Raw genomic sequence first — 19,697 nt, 5'->3', positions numbered from 1 at the left:
ACGGCTCAGATCAGGCCGGCGTCGGCGAGCTTCTCTTCGAGCCCGGCCAGGTCCGGAATCCGCGCGGTTTCGCCGCCGATGTCCACCGCCGCCAGTTCCAGCGCCGCCAGCGGCGCGGCGGTGCTCGCGAGATTGGCGTCCAGCCGCACCGAGCGCGGAATGCCCTGCACCAGCAGGGCGAGGAATTTCACATGGGGTCGTCCGCCGAGGGCGTTGATGACCACCACCCGCGCGCTGCTGCCGAGTACCGGCTGCTGTTCGCCGCTGGAGGCCGCCTCGAAGGACAGCAGCGGCAGGCGCAGGTCGCGCCAGGCCACCTGGCCCAGGTACCACTGCGGCACGCCGGCGGCGACCTGCGGGTTGCGATAGGCGATCAGTTCGGCCACGGCGACGTTGGGCAACAGCAGGGTGCGGTCGCTCAGCGGCAGGAGCAGCCCGGTGAGGCTGTCCGGGGTCGGGTTGGCTGGGGTGTTCCGGCTCATGCCATCCTGCTCGATCACGGCCTGGTTCATGTTTCGACTCCTGTCGGCGCGCAGCGTGCGGCCAGATGCTTGACCAATGCCTCGGCCAGTTCGCGGGGGCTGGCATTGAAACTGCTGTAACCGGCTTCGCGCAAGCTGTCCGGCATGCTCGAACAGACGCAACTGTCGGCGCGCTGGGTCCATACCTCGCCACCCTGGCGCCGCACGTAGGCGGCAGCGGCGCTGCCGTCGCTACCCATGCCGCTGAAGACGATCACCCCGCAGTCGGGCCCGAACTGCTGGGCCAGGTTGAGCATCATCTGGTCGATGGACGGGGTGTAGGGTTCCGGCCAGGGACGCTGGCTGCATTTCAGCCGCCCGTCGTGGTGGAAACCGAGTTCGTGCAGCACCGGCACCACCATGACCTCGCCGCAACGCAGCGCTTCGCCGTCGCGGACGTTCTTCACATGCCACTGGCTGTGCCGGCCGACTGCCTGCGGCAGGTTCTGCTCGAAGCTGGCGTCGATGTGCTGGGCATAGAGGAAGCCGATCGGCAGGCCGCCGGGCAAGGCGTCGAGAAATGCCTTCACCGCCGCCGGGCCGCCGAGCGAGGCCGCCAGCAGCCACACCTCGCGGGCCGCTTCGCCGGCCTGCAGCGGCATCGCCGCGAGGTCGCCGGGAATCTCCAGGCGCGGCGGACGCTCCTCGTCGAGCAATGCGCCGAGGCTGTCGCCAACGCCATCGCTGGGGTCGCCGATCAAGCGCTTCAGCTTGCCGATCAGCCGCCGCTCCCAGCGCGGGTAATGTTCGGTATGCCGCTCCGGCGCGTGGCCCTCGCCGAACAGCACCGGCGCACGGTCCTGCTCCAGCAGGCTGTCCAGCAGCGGCGAGTCGTCCTGCTGGGTCAGGTCCACCAGCCACAGGTCAGGCGCGCACTCCAGCGCGGCGTCGTCGACCCTGGCCGGGTCGGCGTTGAGCACCACCTCGTAGCCATGGCCGAGCAGCGCCTGTTGCAGCACGTGGCGCTGCAACGAGGTGTCGGCGATCACCGCGACCCGTGGCGTGGCGCGCTCACTCATGCTGGCCGACCAGGGACTGGATGGCTTCGAGCAGCTCGGTTTCCTGGTAAGGCTTGCCGAGGTACTGGTTGACGCCGATGCCCAGCGCGCGCTCGCGGTGTTTCTCGCCGGTCCGCGAGGTGATCATGATGATCGGCAGGTTGCCCAGGCGCTCGTCGTGGCGCACCAGGGTGGCGACCTCGAAACCGTCCATGCGCGGCATCTCGATGTCCAGCAGGAGGATGTCCGGACGGTGCTCCTGGAGCTGGGCGATGGCGTCCACGCCGTCCTTCGCGGTCAGCACGTTCATGCCGTTGCGCTCCAGCAGGCGGGTGGTGACCTTGCGCACGGTGACCGAGTCGTCCACCACCATGACCAGCGGCGGCCGCTGCTGCTCGCTTTCGCTCGCCGCCATTTCCTGGCGCAGCGCCAGGCGTTCGCGACGGTTTTCCTGGCCGAGCAGCGCGTGCCGGGAGCGGATGGTCGCCAGCAGGTCGAGGATCACCACCACCCGGCCATCGCCGAGCAGGGTCGCCCCGGAAATCCCGGCGACCCCGGCGAACTGCGGACCGAGGCTCTTCACCACGATCTCGCGGGAACCGGCCAGCGAGTCGACCTGCACCGCCACCGCATGCTCCGAGGAGCGCACCAGGATCACCGGCAAGGGCAGCGACTGGCCGACCAGCTTGGGTTCCTGGCCGTTGTTCAGCAGCTCGCCGAGGTACTTCAGTTCGTAGGACTGCCCGGCGTATTCGAAGCTGGGCGTATCCAGCCCCGCCTCGCCGCGCTGGTCGTAGAGCGCCTCCAGTTCGTAGGGCGAAACCCGCACGATGCCCTCGATGGTGTTCAGCGGCACCGCGTAGAGATCCTCGCCGGATAGCACCATCAGCGCCCGGTTCACCGACACGGTGAACGGCAGCCGCACGTTGAAGCGGGTGCCCTGGCCCGGCTCGGTCTGGATGCTCACCGAGCCGCCGAGCTGCTTGACCTCGGAGTTGGCCACGTCGAGGCCGACGCCGCGCCCGGAGATCTGGGTGACCTTTTCGGCGGTGGAGAAACCGGACTCGAGCACGAACTGCAGCACTTCATGATCGCTGAGGTCGCTGTCGGCGCTCATCAGGCCACGCTCGATGGCCTTGCGCCGTACCGCGTCGAGGCGGATGCCGGCGCCGTCGTCGGAGAGGGTGAGGAGGATGTCGCCGCCCTCGCGGCCGATGTTCAGGCGGATCGTACCGTGCTCCGGCTTGCCCGCCGCGCGGCGCGTCTCGCCGGACTCGATGCCGTGGTCCACGGCGTTGCGCAGCATGTGCTCCAGCGGCGCGACGATGCGTTCGAGAACGGTACGATCCATCTCGCCGTCGGCGTTGCCGACCACGAACTCGACCTGCTTGCCGAGTTCGCCGGCCACCTGCCGGACGATCCGCCGCAAACGCGGTACCAGCCGATCGAACGGCACCATGCGGGTGCGCATCAGGCCTTCCTGGAGTTCGGTGTTGACCCGCGCCTGTTGCAGCAGCAGGGTCTCCGCGTCGCGGTTCTTCGCCGCCAGGGTTTCCTTCAGGTCGAGAAGGTCGGAGGCCGATTCGAAGAGTGCGCGCGAGAGCTGCTGCAACTGCGAATAGCGGTCCATTTCCAGCGGGTCGAATTCTTCGTAGCCGGCGCGTTCGGCATCGGCCTGGTGACGCGAGAGGATCTGCGCCTGGGTCTCGGTGTCGAGGCGGCGCAACTGGTCGCGCACCCGCTCGATGGTGGACTCCATCTCGCCGAGGGTGAAGCCGACGTCGCTCACCTGCTGCTCGACCCGGCCGCGGAAGATCGAGGTCTCGCCCGCCAGGTTGACCAGGTTCTCCAGCAGTTCCGCCGGCACCTTCACCAGTTCCTGCGGGGCACGCCGGGAAGCGGCCTCCTGGGCCGCCTCCTGGGCCTTGCGCACGAACGGCAGGGTGGTGGCCGGGGCAGCCGGAGGCGCCGCCTCGGCCGCCATGATCGCGCCGGCCGCCGGGGCCAGGCGGGTCAGCTCGGCCAGCGCGGAGGCCACCGCGCGGTCGGTATCGTCGGCCTGGACCAGCGCCTGGGCGGGCTCGGGCCGTTCACCGGCCTCGTCGTCCTCGGCCAGCCGCTCGCGCAACAGGTCGACCTGCCGCTGCAGGCCTTCCAGCCCCGACTGCGCATCCAGCAGCAGGCTGTCCGGCCACGGCGCGCCCTGTTGCTGCGCATCGGTGAGATGCTGCTCGAGGTCGTGGGCCAGGTTGCCCAGCTCGGTCTGCCCGGCCAGGCGCGCGCCGCCCTTGAGGGTGTGCAGGATCCGCAGCAGGTCGTCCAGCGGCTGGGCGTCGCCGTTGCCGCCGTCCCAGCGGCCGAGCGCCAGTTCGAGGTTCTCCAGCAGGTCGTCGGCTTCCTCGAGGAAGATGTCGAGGATCTCGCTCTCGTCGGCCGCCGCACCCTTCGCCGCCAGCGGCTTGAGGCTGACGCTGGTGGGTACGCTCAGTTGCTCGTCGGGATCGCTGCGCAGGCGCCTGATCTCCGCGATCAGCGCCTGCCCGTCGGGCAGCGTGCGATGGCCACGCACCGCCTCGAGCATCTCGGCCAGCTCGTCGTGGCAGCGCTGCAGCAGGCCGAACAAGGCCGGGCTGGCGCGCAGGCGTCCGCCGCAGAGGCCTTCGTAGAGGAATTCAAGCTCATGGGCGAGGTCGCCGATCTCGCCGATCTCGGCCATCCGCGCACCGCCCTTGAGGGTATGCAGGTCGCGCTGCAAGGCTTCCAGTTCGATGGTGTTGTCGACGTCGTCGATCCAGCGCTGCAACGCGGCGGCAGCGCTGTCGAGGATATCGAAGCCTTCCTCGAGGAAGATCTCCACCAGTTCGGGATCGCGCTCTTCGAACGCCTCCGCAGCGGGCGGCTGCGTCGCGGCAGGCACGGCGGGCTCCTCGACGGCCGGTGCAACGAGTTCCTCGACGGGGCTTTCCGCCTCGCCCGGTGTCGCGGCCTCGGCCAGCGGGCCCTGGCGGAACCGGCGGATCGCCTGGATAAGGTCGTGCGGGTCGGCCAGGGGCTGGCCGGCGCTCAACTGGTCGAGCTGTTCGGCCAGGCGGTCGTGACAGGCTTGCAGCAATCCGGCCAGTTGCGGGGAGTGCTGGTAACGGCGGTCGACCAGTCCTTCGTAGAGGGCCTCCAGCTCGTGGGCCAGGTCGCCGATCTCGGCGATCTCGGCCATTCGTGCGCCGCCCTTGAGGGTGTGCAGGTCGCGCTGCAGGGCGCTGAGCGAAGACAGCGCGCCCGGCTCGGCCTGCCATTGGGCCAGTGCCTGGCCGGCGCTTTCGAGGATGTCCACCGCCTCTTCGAGGAAGATCGACACCATTTCCTCGTCCAGCTCGCGGCCGGGAGCCGGTGCAGGCGCTGCCGGTACGGTCTCCTCGGCAGGCGTCCCGGCCTCTTCGAAGACCGCCTCGGGGAGGGCCAGCTCTTCGTCTTCCGGGGGGAAATCGTCGGCGCCGAGGCTCTCCGGGTCGATGAACGGAACGGCCTCGGCGGCGGGCGCTTCCAACAGTTCCTGCAGGGCCGCGACCCGCTCCGGACGCGGCGTGACCTGCAGGCCGGCGGCGACCTGGTCCATCATCCCGATCAGCGCCTCATGGGCCTGGCGGGCTTCCTCGAAGAACGCCGGGCTGACCGCCAGGCGGCCTTCCTCGACGGCATCGTAGAGCGCCAGCAAGGCCTGGCAGAGTTCTTCCACCTGCGGCAGCTCGGCATGCCGGGCGCCCTGGTCCAGAGCGCTGAGTTCCTCGCGCAGCGCGCTCAGCTCCTGGCGCTCCTGCGGATGCTCGTGCCAGCGCTCGAGCAAGTCCTCGGCGTCCAGCAGGATGTCCATGCCTTCGACGAGGAACGCCTCGATCAGCAACGGATCGCGGCGCTCGCCGGCATCGCTGTAGCGCTCGGCCTCGAGCGAGGCGATGCGCTCCTGGTGCAGTGCCTCGATACGCTCCAGCAGCGCATCGCTGCCGGGGATCGGGTTCAACGGCCGGTGCGCACCGACCTGTTCCAGGCCGATGCGGAACAGTTGCTCGGCGTCATGCAGCAACTCGGCTTCGCGCAGGTCGAAGGCGAGCAGGTTGGACTTGTATTCCTTGACCAGTTTTTCCAGCGGCGTGGCGATCTCCGCGATCGGCAGGATGCCGGCCATGTGCGCGCTACCCTTGAGGGTATGCAGGGCACGCTGCAAGGCATCGGTGACCGGCTGCGGCAGTTCGCGGGCGCAGTCGGCGAGGAAGCCGACCAGGGCCTCGAGATGGGTCTCCGCCTCGTTGGTGAAGATCTCCAGCAGTTGCGGATCGAGCAGTTCGACGTCGCTCTGCGCCTCGGCAGCGGCCTGCGGCGCGTCGGCCAATGGCGGCGCCTGGACGCCGTTCTCCTGGCTCGACGGCTGCTCCGCCCCGGCTTCCGGCGGTACTCCGCCGTCGTCCGGCGCCGGCGGTTCCGGCAGCGGCTCGCCCTTGGCCAGGGCATGCGCGGTGGCCGCCAGCAGGTCGACATCGTCGCGCTGGCGCTGGGCATTGGCGGCGAACTCCTCGACCAGCTCCGGCAACAGGGCCACGACCTGGTCCACCACTCGCTGCACCGGCTCGCTGGCGGCGATGCTGCGATCGAGCACGCGGTTGAACAGGTTCTCTATCGACCAGGCCAGTTCGCCGATCACCAGGGCACGGACCATCCGTCCGCTGCCCTTGAGGGTATGGAAGGCACGGCGTACCTCGGTCAGCGCGTCGCGGTCGTCGTGGTCGGCTTTCCAGGCCGGCAGGTAGCGGCCGAGGGTCTCCAGGACCTCGCCGGCCTCCTCGATGAAGACCTCGCGCAGTTCCTCGTCCACCGGCTCCTCGTCGGCCGGCGGCGGCAGCAGGCTGACCGGAACGTTCTGCGCCGGCGGGTTGATCGGCTGCACCGGCGCAGCCATCACCTCGGCCAGAGACAGGGCCGGCGCTGCGCTGGCGAGCGCCTCGGCGGCAGGCGGCGCCTCGGCCTCGGGCAATTGCACCTCGGGGAGATCGAGGTCGGAAAGATCCAGTTCCTCCAGGCTCGAGCCCTCCCAGGCGGACACCTCGCCCTCCGCCTCCGGCAAGGCTACATCCAGCGGCAGCGGATCGAGCGCATCGAGAACCAGCTCCTGTTCAGCGGAGCCGTCGAAAGGCTCCAGCGCCGGCAACGGCTCGAGGCTTTCCAGCGGCGCGTCGAAGGACAGCGCCGGCTCCTCCAGGCTCAGATCCAACGTCTCGTCGGCCTGCGCCGGCTGCGCCAGGTCATCGCCGAGCCCCCACTGCTCCGGCAGCGACCAGTCCGCCAGGGCCGCCGGCCCGGAGGCCGGGGCCGCATCGGCGGGCAGGTCGAGGCCGGAGAGATCGATCTCGTCGAGGCTGAAATCGTCCAGGCTGCGGGCAGGCGCCGGGGTCGACTGCGGCTGGCCGCTCTCCTCGACCACCTCCGGCAACGCCGGCGGCACTTCGGCGGAATCGTCCAGCGGCAGGTCCAGGGCCAGGTCGAGGGACGGCTCGCCGGCGTCGGGCGCGACTTCGCCAAGGGTCCAGTTGTCGTCGCTGGCCAGCAGCGGGGCATCTCCCCTCGCCGCCTCGGCAGGAGCCGTGTCGGCGGGCGGTTGCTCCGCTGTCTCGGCGACCTCGACGACCGCCTCCGGCCTCTCCGGCTCGGCAGCCGGGGACGCGATGGCAGCGGGCCCGGACAGGCCGGGCTCGGCCGGGGCCGACGAATTCGGTTTCAGCGTATAGCCGAGGTTCGCCAAGCTGTCCTCGGCGACGTCGAGGATCAGGTCGCTCTGGCTGGCATGGTCCTCGCTCAGGCGCTCCAGGTAATACTCGACGCTGGTGATGGCATCGGCCAGGGTATCCAGGCTCTGCCAGTCCGGCACCGCCTTGCGCGCCAGCAGCTGTTCCTGGATATAGCGGTTGCAGGTTTCCAGCAGGGTCGCGGCGCGCTCCAGCGGGATCATCGCCAGGCCGCCGCGGACCTGGGTCAGCAGCTCCGGCACGCGGGCCAGGTGCTCGTGGTTCCACTGCGAGGCGATGAACTCGATGATCGCGTCCTTGGCCTGCTCCAGACCGTTGCGCGCTTCCTTGATCACCAACTGGTGGATCTGCGCCACATCGGTGGTGGGCAGGCGGCTTTCCTCGCTGTTGCGCTCGTCGCCGGGACCGGCCATGCCGGCCAGGGTGGCCTCGACGTAGAGCAACGCGCCGGCGACGTCCATCAGGATCGCGTCGCTCGGCTCGCGGCGGCCCTGGGCCAGGGCGTGGATGACGTCCAACTGGTCGAGGATGACCTTGCGCGGTTGGCCGAAGCCGAGTACCGCCAGGGTATCGGCTATCTGCTTGAGCGGCGCCAGGAGGGCGTCCAGTTCCGAGGGGTGGCCACGGTCGCTGCGCACGAACAGGTCGAGGCTGTCCTTGATCCGCACCAGTTCCTCGCACAACGCACCGACCACCGAACGCATCGCGTCGCGGTCGGGTCCGGCGAGGCGGGCGCGCTCGGCGTCCACCGTCTCGTGGTCGGGCAGCGCCTCGTCGAGGCGGTACTGTTCCTTCAGTGCGCGGATTCGCGGCGACTGCGAAGGCGCCTTGGCCACGTAGAACAGCAGGTTCTTCACCAGCTCGTCCGGCGCGGCCTGGTTCAGGCCGTCGGCGCCCTGCTCGACCAGGCGCTTGAGTTCGCGGTCGAGCTGGCGCAGCAGGGTGCGCACCGAGGCGCTGTTGACCACGCTACCGTTGGCCAGGCCCTCGACCAGGCCGGAAGCGATGCTCCACAGCGGCCCCAGCGGTGCCTCGCGGCACAGGCCCTCCAGGCGCGCATAGACACGCGCCAGGTAGCCGAGGCTGGTCGCCACGTCCTGGTTGCGCAGCAGGCCGACCAGGGCCATCTGCTGGGTCTGGCGCAGCTTGCGCAGCAAGCCGCCGAGTTCGTCGGTGCGCAGTTGCGCGATGGCCTCGCCGTCCAGTTGCGGCTGGCGCTGCGACAGGTCGGGCGCGAACAGGCTGGTTTCCGAGAGCAGCTTCTCGCCGCGCGCGGCGCGCAGGTCGTTGAGCAGCGGCAGGACCACCATCGGCAGGTCGCGCCGGGCGGTCTGGATCCGGTCGAGGTAGACCGGCAGTTGCAGGATCGCCTGCATCAGCACTTCCAGGGCCTCGCCCTGGTTCGGCACGCGACCGTCCAGCAAGGCCTGGACCAACTGCTCCATTTCCTCGGCGAGCAGGGCCGCGCCGTAGAACTCGACCATCTGCAGGGTGCCCTGCACCTGGTGCACGTAGGTCAGGCAGAACCGCATGCGGGTCGGGTCCTGCGGGTTCTCGACGAACGCTTCCAGCGCCTGGCGCGCCTGTTTCAGGGTTTCGGCGATCTCGCCTTTCACCCATTCCAGAGCGACGTAGTCGTGCCGGTCACCCATAGCCACTCCATTCATGTGCCTGAGTACCCCTTACGGGTAAAGGCCAGGACCCGCTCGTCGGCGACCGGCTCGAGCTCCGGATGGCTCCAGTCGACCACTTCGCCGACCCCGATCACCAGCAAGCCTCCCGGCGCCAGCCGTTCGGCCAACCGGTTGAGGATCTCGCGCCGTCGCCAGCGACGGAAGTAGATCAGCAGGTTCTGACAAAAAATCACGTCCATGCCGGACCAGGGCGCCTTCGCCAGGTCCAGCACATTCAGCCGGGCGCAGCAGACGCGCTCGGTCAGTATCGTTTTCACGCTGAAGCTGCCGTCGGCCTGGCGTTCGCAATAGCGTTCGACCAGCCCGGCCTCCAGTTGCTCCAGCTTGCGGGCCGGATAGTTCGCCTGCCGCGCCCGCTGCAGGGCGTGAAGGCTGATATCCGTCCCGGTGACGCCGAAAAAATCTTCCCGTTCCTGCCCGCGCAACGCCTGCGCGGCGCACATCGCCAGCGAGTAGGGTTCCTCGCCGCTGGAGCAGCCGACGCTCCACAGGGCCCAGGGCCGCGGCATGCCTTCGCGGCGCAGGCGATCGCCCAGGTAGCGCTCGAGCAGCTCGAAAGACGGGGGATGACGGAAGAAACGGGTTTCCTGGACGGTCAGGCGGTCCAGCAGGGTCGCCCACTCCACTGCGCCACGCGGACCGTCGGTCACCTGGCGGTAGTAGCTGTGGTAGTCGCCGATGCCCAGTTCACGCATGCGCGCGGTCAGGCTGGCCTGCAGGAACGTCCGGCGCTGCTCGTTGAGCACCACGCCGGTGCGGTTCTCCAACAGGACCTGCCAGTCGCGGAACTCCGCTGCCGACATATCGGCCAGCGGCTGCAGTGACCAGACGCCGTTCGCCTGCATGCCGTGCCCCTCGTCCAAGGTGTCGACGCGGCGCCCGCCAGGCGGCCGCCGCGCCTATGCTCAGGCCTGCTCCACGCCCTCCGGCAGTTTGAAGCCGGATACCGAGTTGCGCATCTCGCTCGCCATCTTCGCCAGGTTGCCGATGCTCCGCGCGGTGGCGGTGGTACCGGCGGAGGTCTGCGAGGTGATCTCCTGAATGACGTTCATGGTGTTGGAAATGTGGCCGGCCGACGATGCCTGCTGACGGGCGGCGTTGGAGATGTTCTGGATCAGTGCCGCGAGGGTCTTGGATACCTTCTCGATCTCCTCCAGGGCCACACCGGCGTCCTGGGCCAGGCGCGCGCCGCGGACCACCTCGGAGGTGGTCTGCTCCATCGAGATCACCGCTTCGTTGGTGTCGGTCTGGATGGTCTTCACCAGCGCCTCGATCTGCTTGGTCGCCGCCGAGGAACGTTCCGCCAGTCGCTGTACCTCGTCCGCTACCACGGCGAAGCCGCGGCCCGCGTCCCCGGCCATCGACGCCTGGATCGCGGCGTTCAGGGCGAGGATGTTGGTCTGGTCGGCGATGTCGTTGATCAGGCTGACGATGTCGCCGATCTCCTGGGACGACTCGCCGAGGCGCTTGATTCGCTTCGAGGTGTCCTGGATCTGCTCGCGGATGTTGTCCATGCCGGTGATGGTGTTGTGCACCACCTCGTTGCCCTTGTTGGCGATGGCTACCGAACGTTCCGCTACCGCCGAGGATTCCGAGGCGTTCGCCGATACCTGGTCGATCGACACCGCCATTTCGTTGATCGCCGCCGAGGCGCCGGCGATTTCCTGCGCCTGGTGCTCGGAGGCTTCGGCCAGGTGCATCGCGGTGGACTGGGTTTCCTGGGCCGCTGCGGCCACCTGCACGGCGGTCTGGTTGATGGTCTCCACCAGTTCGCGGAGCTGGTCGATGGAGTAGTTGATCGAGTCGGCGATGGCGCCGGTGAAGTCCTCGGTCACGGTCGCGGCCACGGTCAGGTCGCCGTCCGCGAGGTCGGCGATCTCGTCGAGCAGACGCAGGATCGCGGCCTGGTTGCGGTCGTTCTTCTCGGCGGTCTCGGCCAGCCGGCGGTTGGTCTCGCGCACCATCACCAGGCCGATCAGGATGATCGAGGCCAGGGCCAGGGCGCCGAGGACGTAACCGGCGAACAGGTTGATGCTACGCCCGCCGGCCAGGTTCTCGAAGCCGTCGGCCAGTTGCGAGGCCTTGTCCAGCAGGGTCTGCGAAACGCTGAAGATGTTGTTCGCCGCTTCCCGGACCTGGAACAGGTCGGGCGAGGTCTCGAGGATCTCGTCCACCGAGCCGGAGACGAACTCGAAGAGTTCGGCGATCTCGTTCAGGCGATCCACCGCCTCGGCGTTGGTCACCTTGGAGATGCTCATCGCCGCGTTGCCTTCCTGCATGCCCTTCAGTACGCGGCCGAACAGGCTGGCGTCGCGGCCGAAGCTGTCGGCGGCCTGCACCGAGTTCTCGTCGCCGGCCAGCACCTTGTTCACCGAGCCGAGGATACGCTCGGCGAGCAGCGACTGGCGCTGGGCGACCGCGACCTGGTCGGCCGGGGCACCGTTCTCCAGCAGGATGTCGACCACCTCTTCGTATTCCACCTGCAGCTGCGGGATGGTTTCGGCGAGGGTCGAGGCCACCTGGTGCAGGGACAGTACGGTCTGTTCGCTGGCGAGGATGGAGTCGGCGTTCTTGCGCAGGCCGTCCCAGTCCTGCTGCACCACGTCCATCTGCGGCTTCACCGCTTCGGGGCTGGGCGGCAGGGATGTACTCTCGTCGCCGTTGACCAGGATGTTCCAGCGTTTCTCGAAGTCGTTGCGCGCATCCTTCAGGAGCTTGAACGCCTCGCCCTTGCCCGCCGCCGCTTCGGTGGCGTTCTTCGCGATCCGCTGCGACAGGACGCGCAGTTCGCCGGCATGGCCGATGTACTGCTTGTCATGGTTCGACTGGGTGTTGAGGTAGGCAAAGTTGGCGAACAGCAACACGATCGAGACGATGAGGACGATGAACAGCCCCGCGATCACCGAGCTGCTGCGCATGCCCGCGAAAAGATTGCCTGCGTTGATTTTCTTCATATTTGGCCCCCGCCCGGACCGACCACGATTACGATTTCCATGTCACGACACGGGCCGGCAGACCGGCCCAACCGGTGAAGCTGTTTATACGGCGACGTCGAGGAAGCCCTGGTGTTGCGCCAGCGCATGCGGGCTGAACACCAGCCACGGCTGCTCTCGATGGAAGACGCCATGAATGAAGGGTTGCAGTGCCGCTTCTAGTGGCGGCAGCTGTTCGCTGAAGGTGTCCACCGGGAAGTGCTGCATGCCGAACACCTCATCGACGATGAGGCCGGCGAACACGTCCAGGTGCTCCACCACCAGCACCCGCCGCTGCTTGCGCAAGGGCGACAGTTCGGTGCCGAGGAAACCGCAGAGGTCCATGATCGGCAGCAGGCGGCCACGTACGTTGGCCACCCCCTTGACCCAGGTCTTCACGCCCGGCAGCTGGGTATAGCGCGGTTCGTGCAGGACTTCGCCGACCTCCCCCATGGGGGCGACGAAGAACCGCCCGCCCATGCGGAAGCCGATCCCGCTCCAGCTCTGCACCGCCTCCTGCTGGGCCGGCAGGCCGGCGGCCAGGCGTCGGCAGCGCTGATCGATGTCGACGAGGAGCTGGAAGGGGGTCTGAACGTCCGACATGCGGGGCCTGGTCTTTCCGGGGTCAGGGTGAGCGATGCGCTGCGACGGGCTCAGCCCGCCAGCACCGCATTGATGGTTTTCAGCAGGGTCTCTTCGTCCACCGGCTTGGTCAGGTAGTCGCGAGCGCCCTGGCGCTTGCCCCAGACCTTGTCGGTCTCCTGGTCCTTGGTGGTGACGATGATCACCGGGATGGCGCTGGTCTCGGCGTCCTTGGTCAACTGACGGGTCGCCTGGAAGCCGTTGAGGCCGGGCATGACGATGTCCATCAGGACCACGTCGGGCTTTTCCTGGCGGGCCAGGGCGACGCCGTCGCCGCCGTTCTCGGCCTTGAGTACCTGGTGACCATGCTTTTCCAGCATGGCGGTCAGCTTGTACATCTCGGTCGGAGAGTCATCAACAATCAAAATACGAGCCATGGGATCCCCATCACGAAATAAGCATCAACGGCCATGCGGCCGGATATCAGGAAACGGCGTCCACCGGGGTGAAGCTGGGTACGTGTGCCTTGATCGCGCCCAGCAGCTCTTCCTTGCTGAACGGCTTGGTGAGGTACTGGTCGGAGCCGACGATGCGCCCCTTGGCCTTGTCGAACAGGCCGTCCTTGGAGGACAGCATGATCACCGGGGTGGACTTGAACGCGCTGTTGTTCTTGATCAGGGCGCAGGTCTGATAGCCATCCAGGCGCGGCATCATGATGTCGACGAAAATGATGTTCGGATGGGTATCGGCGATCTTCGCCAGGGCATCGAAGCCGTCGATTGCCGTGATCACGTCGCAACCGACCTTTTTCAGCAGTGTTTCGGCGGTGCGACGAATCGTTTTCGAATCGTCGATCACCATCACTTTCAAACCGTCGGATTGCTGTTCCATGTTCGCCCTATATCGACTCGGTGAATCATTCTTCTGTGTTTTCTTCAGTGCGCTAACGCCCTGTCACCGACGGGCTGCGACCCAATCGCGGGCCTTTTTAGCACACTCGACGCAACTCTATCCATAATGCCCGGAACAGGCCGGCTTTTTCCTTGACCAAGCGCAAACGGGGCGCCAACCTGAGCGTCAAACCCGCTTGCCACGCGGCCTCCCCGCCGCGACCGGACAACCCACCCCCCTTTCGGAGGAATTCCCATGAGCGTACGCCTCGGGATCGTCATGGACCCCATCGCGCGCATCAACTTCAAGAAGGACAGCTCGCTCGCCATGCTGCTGGCTGCCCAGGCCCGCGGCTGGTCGCTGTTCTACATGGAACAGCAGGACCTCTACCAGAAGGCCGGCGTCGCGCGTGGACGCATGCGCCCGCTGAAGGTCTTCAACGATGCCTCCCGCTGGTTCGAACTGGAAGCGGAAAGCGACCAACCGCTGCACGAACTGGACGTGATCCTGATGCGCAAGGACCCGCCCTTCGATAACGAATTCGTCTATTCGACCTACCTGCTGGAACAGGCCGAGCGTGCCGGCGCCCTGGTGGTGAACCGGCCGCAGAGCCTGCGCGACTGCAACGAGAAGTTCTTCGCCACGCAGTTCACCCAGTGCACTCCGCCGACGATGGTCAGCCGGCGATCCGATATTCTGCGCGAGTTTGCCGCCGAGCATCGTGACATCATTCTCAAACCCCTGGACGGAATGGGCGGTTCGTCGATATTTCGTCACCGCGAAGGCGACCCGAACCTCTCGGTGATCCTCGAGACCCTCACCCAGCATGGCAGCCAGCAGATCATGGCGCAGCGCTATCTGCCGGAAATCAAGGACGGCGACAAGCGCATCCTGATGATCGACGGCGAACCGGTGCCCTACTGCCTGGCGCGCATCCCCGCCCAGGGCGAGACCCGCGGCAACCTCGCCGCCGGCGGCCGCGGCGTGGCCCAGCCGCTGAGCGAGCGCGACCGCTGGATCGCCGCCGAGGTCGGCCCGTACCTGCGCGAGCGCGGCCTGCTGTTCGTCGGCCTCGACGTGATCGGCGATTATCTGACGGAAATCAACGTCACCAGCCCGACCTGCATCCGCGAGATCGACCAGGCCTTCGACACCCGAATCGGCGACAAGCTGATGGACGCCATCGCCGCCCAACTGGCTGCCCGCTGAATCGCGCGGGCGGGCCTCGGTCCGCCCGCCTCGGCCCGGCCGATGCGCCACGGCGAGCGACCGCGTGTCCAAGGCGCGGAGTGCGTCATAGACTTTTCCGCCCCCCATCGGCAGACTTCGCCCCACGCCAGCCACCACGATCCGCAATGAACGCCGCCGTCCTCAAGTCCCCCTCCGCCGCTGCCGGCGTCCGCCCGGCGGACCGTTTGGGCTTCACCCTGTTCATCGCAGCCATCCTGCACGTCGCCTTCATCCTCGGGGTGGGCTTCTCCATGCCCGCGCCGAGCCAGATCAGCAAGACCCTGGAAATCACCCTGGCCACCTTCAAGAGCGACAAGGCGCCGGAGAAGGCCGACTACCTCGCGCAGATGAACCAGCAGGGCAGCGGTACCCTGGAGCACAAGGCCGCGCCGAAGACCACCGAGGTCGCGCCGTTCCAGGACAACCAGGTGAAGAAAGTCGCGCCGCCGGCTACGCCGAAGCAGGCCAGGAGCGAAGAGGCGCCCAAGGCCGCGGTGACCACCACCCGCCAGCGCCAGCAGAAGGCACCGAGCAAGACCCAGGCACAGAAGGCCGAGCAGGTCGCCAAGCCGGCGCCGCATTTCGACTCAACCCAGCTGTCGGCGGAAATCGCCAGCCTCGAGGCCGACCTGGCCAAGGAGCAGCAGGCCTACGCCAAGCGCCCGCGCATCCACCGCCTGAGCGCCGCCTCGACCATGCGCGACAAGGGCGCCTGGTACAAGGAAGACTGGCGCAAGAAGATCGAACGCATCGGCAACCTCAACTACCCCGACGAGGCCCGCCGGCAGAAGCTCTACGGCAGCCTGCGGCTGCTGGTGTCGATCAACCGCGACGGCACCATCTACGAGGTGCAGGTGCTGGAGTCTTCCGGCGAGCCGATCCTCGACCAGGCCGCCCAGCGCATCGTCCGCCTGGCCGCGCCCTATGCGCCGTTCAGCGGCGACCTGGCCGACATCGACCGGCTGGAGATCATCCGTACCTGGCGCTTCGAACGCGGCGACCGGCTGTCCAGCAAGTAGCGCCGGCAAGGCTGGCTTTCTCGCGTCCGAAGCAGGACACTAGCGGCCATGAAACAGAGCAGCCCAACCTACCTCAAGCATCATTTCCTGATCGCCATGCCGCACATGGCCGACCCCAATTTCGCCCAGACCGTGACCTACCTGGTCGAACACAACGAGCAGGGCGCCATGGGCCTGGTGATCAACCGTCCCAGCGGCCTCAACCTGGCGGAAGTCCTCGAACAGCTCAAGCCGGACGCCCTGCCGCCGGCGCGCTGCCAGCACATCGACATCTACAACGGCGGCCCGGTGCAGACCGACCGCGGCTTCGTCCTCCATCCCAGCGGCCTGAGCTACCAGTCGACCCTGGAACTGGGCGAGCTGGCGATGTCCACCTCGCAGGACGTGCTGTTCGCCATCGCCGCCGGCACCGGCCCGGAAAAGAGCCTGATCAGCCTCGGCTATGCCAGCTGGGAAGCCGGCCAGCTGGAGGCCGAGCTGAGCGACAACGCCTGGCTGACCTGCCCGGCGGACCCGGCGATCCTCTTCGACCTGCCGGCCGAGGAGCGCCTCAGCGCCGCCGCCGCGCGCCTGGGCGTCAACCTCAGCCTGCTCACCGCCCAGGCCGGTCACGCCTGATGGCCAGCGACAAGCCGCTGCGCCTGCTGCTGGGCTTCGACTACGGCACCCGGCAGATCGGCGTCGCCGTCGGCCAGGCGGTGACCGGCCAGGCCCGCGAGCTGTGCGTATTGAAGGCGCAGAACGGCGTGCCGGACTGGAACCGGGTGGAAGCGCTGATCAAGGAATGGCAGCCGGACGCCATCGTCGTCGGCCTGCCGCTGAACATGGACGGCAGCCCAAGCGAGATGAGCGAGCGCGCGGAAAAGTTCGGCCGCCGCCTCAACGGCCGTTTCAACCTGCCGGTCTTTACCCACGACGAACGCCTCACGACCTATGCCGCCAAGGGCGAGCGCCTGGCCCAGGGCCAGCGCGACGGCTACCGCGAGCGACCGGTGGACGCCCTGGCCGCCGCCCTGCTGCTGGAAGGCTGGCTGGCCGAACACCCGGATTGACCCATGGCAGCCGGCACGCCGCCGGTTGCCATTATGCTTTCGCCACCGCGGGCGCCTCCCTACAGCGGGCTCTCCCGGCGGCCATCCCATCGATGTCAGCGAGGAGCCACCATGAGCCTACCCAATCCCGCCGAACTCCTGCCGCGCATGGCCAGCGACCTGCGCGCCCATCTCGCCGAGCGCGGCATCGAGCGGCCGCGCTTCGTCGGCATCCATACCGGCGGCATCTGGGTCGCCGAGGCGCTGCTGAGGGAACTGGGCAACCAAGAGCCGCTGGGCACCCTCGACGTCTCCTTCTACCGCGACGACTTCACCCAGAACGGCCTGCATCCGCAGGTCCGCCCGTCGGCGCTGCCGTTCGAGATCGACGGCCAGCACCTGGTACTGGTGGACGACGTGCTGATGAGCGGCCGCACCATCCGCGCCGCGCTCAACGAACTGTTCGACTACGGCCGTCCGGCCAGCGTGACCCTGGTCTGCCTGCTCGACCTGAACGCCCGGGAGTTGCCTATCCGCCCCGACGTGGTCGGCCAGACCCTGTCCCTGGGTCGCGATGAACGGGTAAAATTGGTCGGTCCCGCACCGCTCGCCCTCGAGCGCAAGGTCCTTTCCTCCGCTTCCTGATCCTCTTCACTAGGGCCTGCCCCATGCCGACAGACGCCAAGCGCCCGCTGCAGCTCAACGACCAGGGCCAGCTGCGCCACTTCATCTCGCTCGACGGATTGCCCCGCGAGCTGCTCACCGAAATCCTCGATACCGCCGATTCCTTCCTGGAGGTCGGCGCCCGCGCGGTGAAAAAGGTCCCGCTGCTGCGCGGCAAGACCGTCTGCAACGTGTTCTTCGAGAACTCCACGCGCACCCGCACCACCTTCGAGCTGGCCGCCCAGCGGCTGTCGGCCGACGTGATCAGCCTGAACGTATCCACCTCTTCCACCAGCAAGGGCGAGACGCTCACCGACACCCTGCGCAACCTGGAGGCGATGGCCGCCGACATGTTCGTGGTGCGCCACAGCGACTCGGGCGCGGCGCACTTCATCGCCGAGCACGTCAGCCCCAACGTGGCGGTGATCAACGGCGGCGACGGCCGCCACGCGCACCCCACCCAGGGGATGCTCGACATGCTGACCATCCGCCGGCACAAAGGGAACTTCGAGCAGCTATCGGTGGCGATCGTCGGCGATATCCTGCATTCGCGAGTAGCCCGTTCGAACATGCTGGCGCTCAAGACCCTGGGTTGCCCGGACATCCGCGTGATCGCCCCGCGCACCCTGTTGCCGATCGGACTGGAAGAGCAGTACGGCGTGCGCGTGTTCACCAACGCCGACGAAGGCCTGAAGGACGTCGACGTGGTGATCATGCTGCGCCTGCAACGCGAGCGCATGCAGGGTGGCCTGCTACCCAGCGAGGGCGAGTTCTTCAAGCTCTACGGCCTGACCGAGAAGCGCCTGAAGCTGGCCAAGCCGGATGCCATCGTCATGCACCCTGGCCCGATCAACCGTGGCGTGGAGATCGAGTCGGCGGTGGCCGACGGTGCCCAGTCGGTGATCCTCAACCAGGTCACCTACGGCATCGCCATCCGCATGGCGGTGCTGTCCATGGCCATGAGCGGCCAGAACACCCAACGCCAGCTGGAACAGGAGGACGCCGAATGACCATCAGTATCCGAGGCGCCCGCGTCATCGACCCGGCCAGCGGCCTGGACCAGGTCGGCGACCTCCACATCGAGGCTGGCAAGATCGTCGCCATCGGCGCCGCGCCGGCCGGCTTCAGCGCCCAGAAGACCCTCGACGGCGCCGGCCTGGTGGCCGCGCCGGGACTGGTCGACCTCAGCGTCGCCCTGCGCGAGCCGGGCTACGGACGCAAGGGCAACGTCGAAAGCGAGACCCGCGCCGCCGCGGCCGGCGGCACCACCAGCCTGTGCTGCCCGCCCTACACCCGGCCGGTGCTGGACACCCCGGCGGTGGCCGAGCTGATCCTCGACCGCGCCCGCGAGGCCGGCAACGCCAAGGTCTACCCCATCGGCGCGCTGACCCGCGGCTTCGGCGGCGAGCAACTGTCGGAACTGGTGGCCCTGCGCGACACCGGTTGCGTGGCCTTCACCAATGGCCTGCATGGCTTCGCCAGCAACCGCATCCTGCGGCGCGCCCTGGAGTACGCGGCGACCTTCGACCTGACGGTGATCTTCACCTCGCAGGACACCGATCTCGCCGAAGGCGGCCTCGCCCACGAAGGCCCGACCGCCAGCTTCCTCGGCCTCGCGGGGATCCCGGAAACCGCCGAGACCGTGGCCCTGGCCCGCAACCTGCTGCTGGTGGAACAGAGCGGCGTGCGCGCGCACTTCAGCCAGTTGACCAGCGCCCGCGGCATCGAACTCGTCGCCCAGGCCCAGGCCCGTGGCCTGCCGGTGACCTGCGACGTGGCGCTGTACCAGTTGATCCTCACCGACGAAGCGCTGGTGGGCTTCTCCAGCCTCTACCACGTGCAACCGCCGCTGCGCACCAGGGCCGACCGCGAAGCCCTGCGCGAGGCGGTGAAGAACGGCGTGGTACAAGCCATCGCCAGCCACCACCAACCCCACGAGGCGGACGCCAAGAACGCGCCGTTCGCCGCCACCGAGCCGGGCATCAGCGGCGCCGAGCTGCTGCTGCCGCTGGCGATGACGCTGGTGCAGGACGGCCTGCTCGACCTGCCGACCCTGCTCGCCCGCCTCTCCCACGGCCCGGCCCAGGCCCTGCGCCTGCCTGCCGGGCGCCTGGCGGTCGGCCAGGCCGCCGACCTAGTGTTGTTCGACCCGCAGGGTTCGACCCTGGCCGGTGAGAGCTGGTACTCGAAGGGGCAGAACAGCCCGTTCGTCGGTCACTGCCTGCCGGGACGAGTGCGTTACACCCTGGTGGACGGACACCTGACCCACGAGGGCTGATCCCTGCCACCACGAAAAAGCCCGCC

15 protein-coding genes are annotated in these 19,697 nt (G+C 68.0%); 7 read left to right on the top strand and 8 right to left on the bottom strand.

The window, feature by feature from the left end:
* Window positions 1-5: 5 nt before the first annotated feature.
* The 8 genes from HMPREF2924_RS25705 to pilG all read right to left on the bottom strand — a co-directional run bounded on the left by HMPREF2924_RS25705 (window position 6) and on the right by pilG (window position 13,450).
* Window positions 6-512: a chemotaxis protein CheW gene (locus tag HMPREF2924_RS25705; protein ID WP_003084602.1), complete on the bottom strand. Its 507-nt coding sequence runs from the start codon at window positions 510-512 to the stop codon at window positions 6-8.
* On the bottom strand, window positions 509-1,540 hold the full coding sequence (locus HMPREF2924_RS25700; RefSeq protein WP_003084598.1) for a chemotaxis protein CheB: 1,032 nt from the start codon (window positions 1,538-1,540) through the stop codon (window positions 509-511). Before HMPREF2924_RS25700 ends, HMPREF2924_RS25705 begins: the two co-directional genes overlap by 4 nt.
* Window positions 1,533-8,963 carry a chemotaxis signal transduction system protein ChpA gene (gene chpA, locus HMPREF2924_RS25695; protein ID WP_023094491.1) on the bottom strand — a complete coding sequence of 2,477 codons (7,431 nt, stop codon included), beginning with the start codon at window positions 8,961-8,963 and terminating at the stop codon, window positions 1,533-1,535. Before chpA ends, HMPREF2924_RS25700 begins: the two co-directional genes overlap by 8 nt.
* 11 nt (window positions 8,964-8,974) lie before the next feature.
* The gene (gene pilK, locus HMPREF2924_RS25690) at window positions 8,975-9,850 is read right to left on the bottom strand and encodes a type 4 fimbrial methyltransferase PilK (RefSeq protein ID WP_003128960.1); all 876 of its coding nucleotides are present in this window, start codon (window positions 9,848-9,850) and stop codon (window positions 8,975-8,977) included.
* Between the two features lie 60 nt (window positions 9,851-9,910).
* Window positions 9,911-11,959: a chemotaxis chemoreceptor PilJ gene (pilJ, locus tag HMPREF2924_RS25685; RefSeq protein ID WP_003084592.1), complete on the bottom strand. Its 2,049-nt coding sequence runs from the start codon at window positions 11,957-11,959 to the stop codon at window positions 9,911-9,913.
* Between the two features lie 84 nt (window positions 11,960-12,043).
* Complete coding sequence (locus HMPREF2924_RS25680) at window positions 12,044-12,580, bottom strand: chemotaxis protein CheW (protein WP_003084590.1); 537 nt, start codon at window positions 12,578-12,580, stop codon at window positions 12,044-12,046.
* Window positions 12,581-12,630: 50 nt separating this feature from the next.
* Complete coding sequence (gene pilH / locus HMPREF2924_RS25675) at window positions 12,631-12,996, bottom strand: twitching motility response regulator PilH (protein ID WP_003084587.1); 366 nt, start codon at window positions 12,994-12,996, stop codon at window positions 12,631-12,633.
* A gap of 46 nt (window positions 12,997-13,042) precedes the next feature.
* The gene (gene pilG / locus HMPREF2924_RS25670) at window positions 13,043-13,450 is read right to left on the bottom strand and encodes a twitching motility response regulator PilG (protein ID WP_003084583.1); all 408 of its coding nucleotides are present in this window, start codon (window positions 13,448-13,450) and stop codon (window positions 13,043-13,045) included.
* A gap of 255 nt (window positions 13,451-13,705) precedes the next feature.
* Between pilG and gshB the strand changes: the two genes are divergently transcribed.
* The 7 genes from gshB (at window position 13,706) to HMPREF2924_RS25635 (ending at window position 19,671) form a co-directional block, all read left to right on the top strand.
* Window positions 13,706-14,659: a glutathione synthase gene (gene gshB / locus HMPREF2924_RS25665; protein ID WP_003110019.1), complete on the top strand. Its 954-nt coding sequence runs from the start codon at window positions 13,706-13,708 to the stop codon at window positions 14,657-14,659.
* A gap of 146 nt (window positions 14,660-14,805) precedes the next feature.
* Window positions 14,806-15,699, top strand: coding sequence for a TonB family protein (locus HMPREF2924_RS25660; protein WP_003084580.1), 894 nt, complete (start codon window positions 14,806-14,808; stop codon window positions 15,697-15,699).
* A gap of 48 nt (window positions 15,700-15,747) precedes the next feature.
* Window positions 15,748-16,317 carry a YqgE/AlgH family protein gene (locus tag HMPREF2924_RS25655; RefSeq protein WP_023124801.1) on the top strand — a complete coding sequence of 190 codons (570 nt, stop codon included), beginning with the start codon at window positions 15,748-15,750 and terminating at the stop codon, window positions 16,315-16,317.
* Complete coding sequence (gene ruvX, locus HMPREF2924_RS25650; RefSeq protein ID WP_003084575.1) at window positions 16,317-16,751, top strand: Holliday junction resolvase RuvX; 435 nt, start codon at window positions 16,317-16,319, stop codon at window positions 16,749-16,751. Before HMPREF2924_RS25655 ends, ruvX begins: the two co-directional genes overlap by 1 nt.
* A gap of 111 nt (window positions 16,752-16,862) precedes the next feature.
* A complete protein-coding gene (gene pyrR, locus HMPREF2924_RS25645) occupies window positions 16,863-17,375 on the top strand; it encodes a bifunctional pyr operon transcriptional regulator/uracil phosphoribosyltransferase PyrR (RefSeq protein ID WP_003084574.1) in 513 nt (170 codons plus the stop codon).
* A gap of 23 nt (window positions 17,376-17,398) precedes the next feature.
* Entirely contained in the window at window positions 17,399-18,403 is a 1,005-nt protein-coding gene (locus HMPREF2924_RS25640) for an aspartate carbamoyltransferase catalytic subunit (RefSeq protein ID WP_003084569.1), read from the top strand.
* Entirely contained in the window at window positions 18,400-19,671 is a 1,272-nt protein-coding gene (locus HMPREF2924_RS25635; protein ID WP_003128956.1) for a dihydroorotase, read from the top strand. The genes HMPREF2924_RS25640 and HMPREF2924_RS25635 overlap by 4 nt, the downstream gene beginning before the upstream one ends.
* The last annotated feature ends 26 nt before the right edge of the window (window positions 19,672-19,697 follow it).

Origin of the sequence: Pseudomonas sp. HMSC063H08, from assembly GCF_001813645.1 — a bacterium.
Taxonomy (GTDB): domain Bacteria; phylum Pseudomonadota; class Gammaproteobacteria; order Pseudomonadales; family Pseudomonadaceae; genus Pseudomonas; species Pseudomonas aeruginosa.
This window is presented reverse-complemented; position numbering and strand designations above follow the sequence as displayed.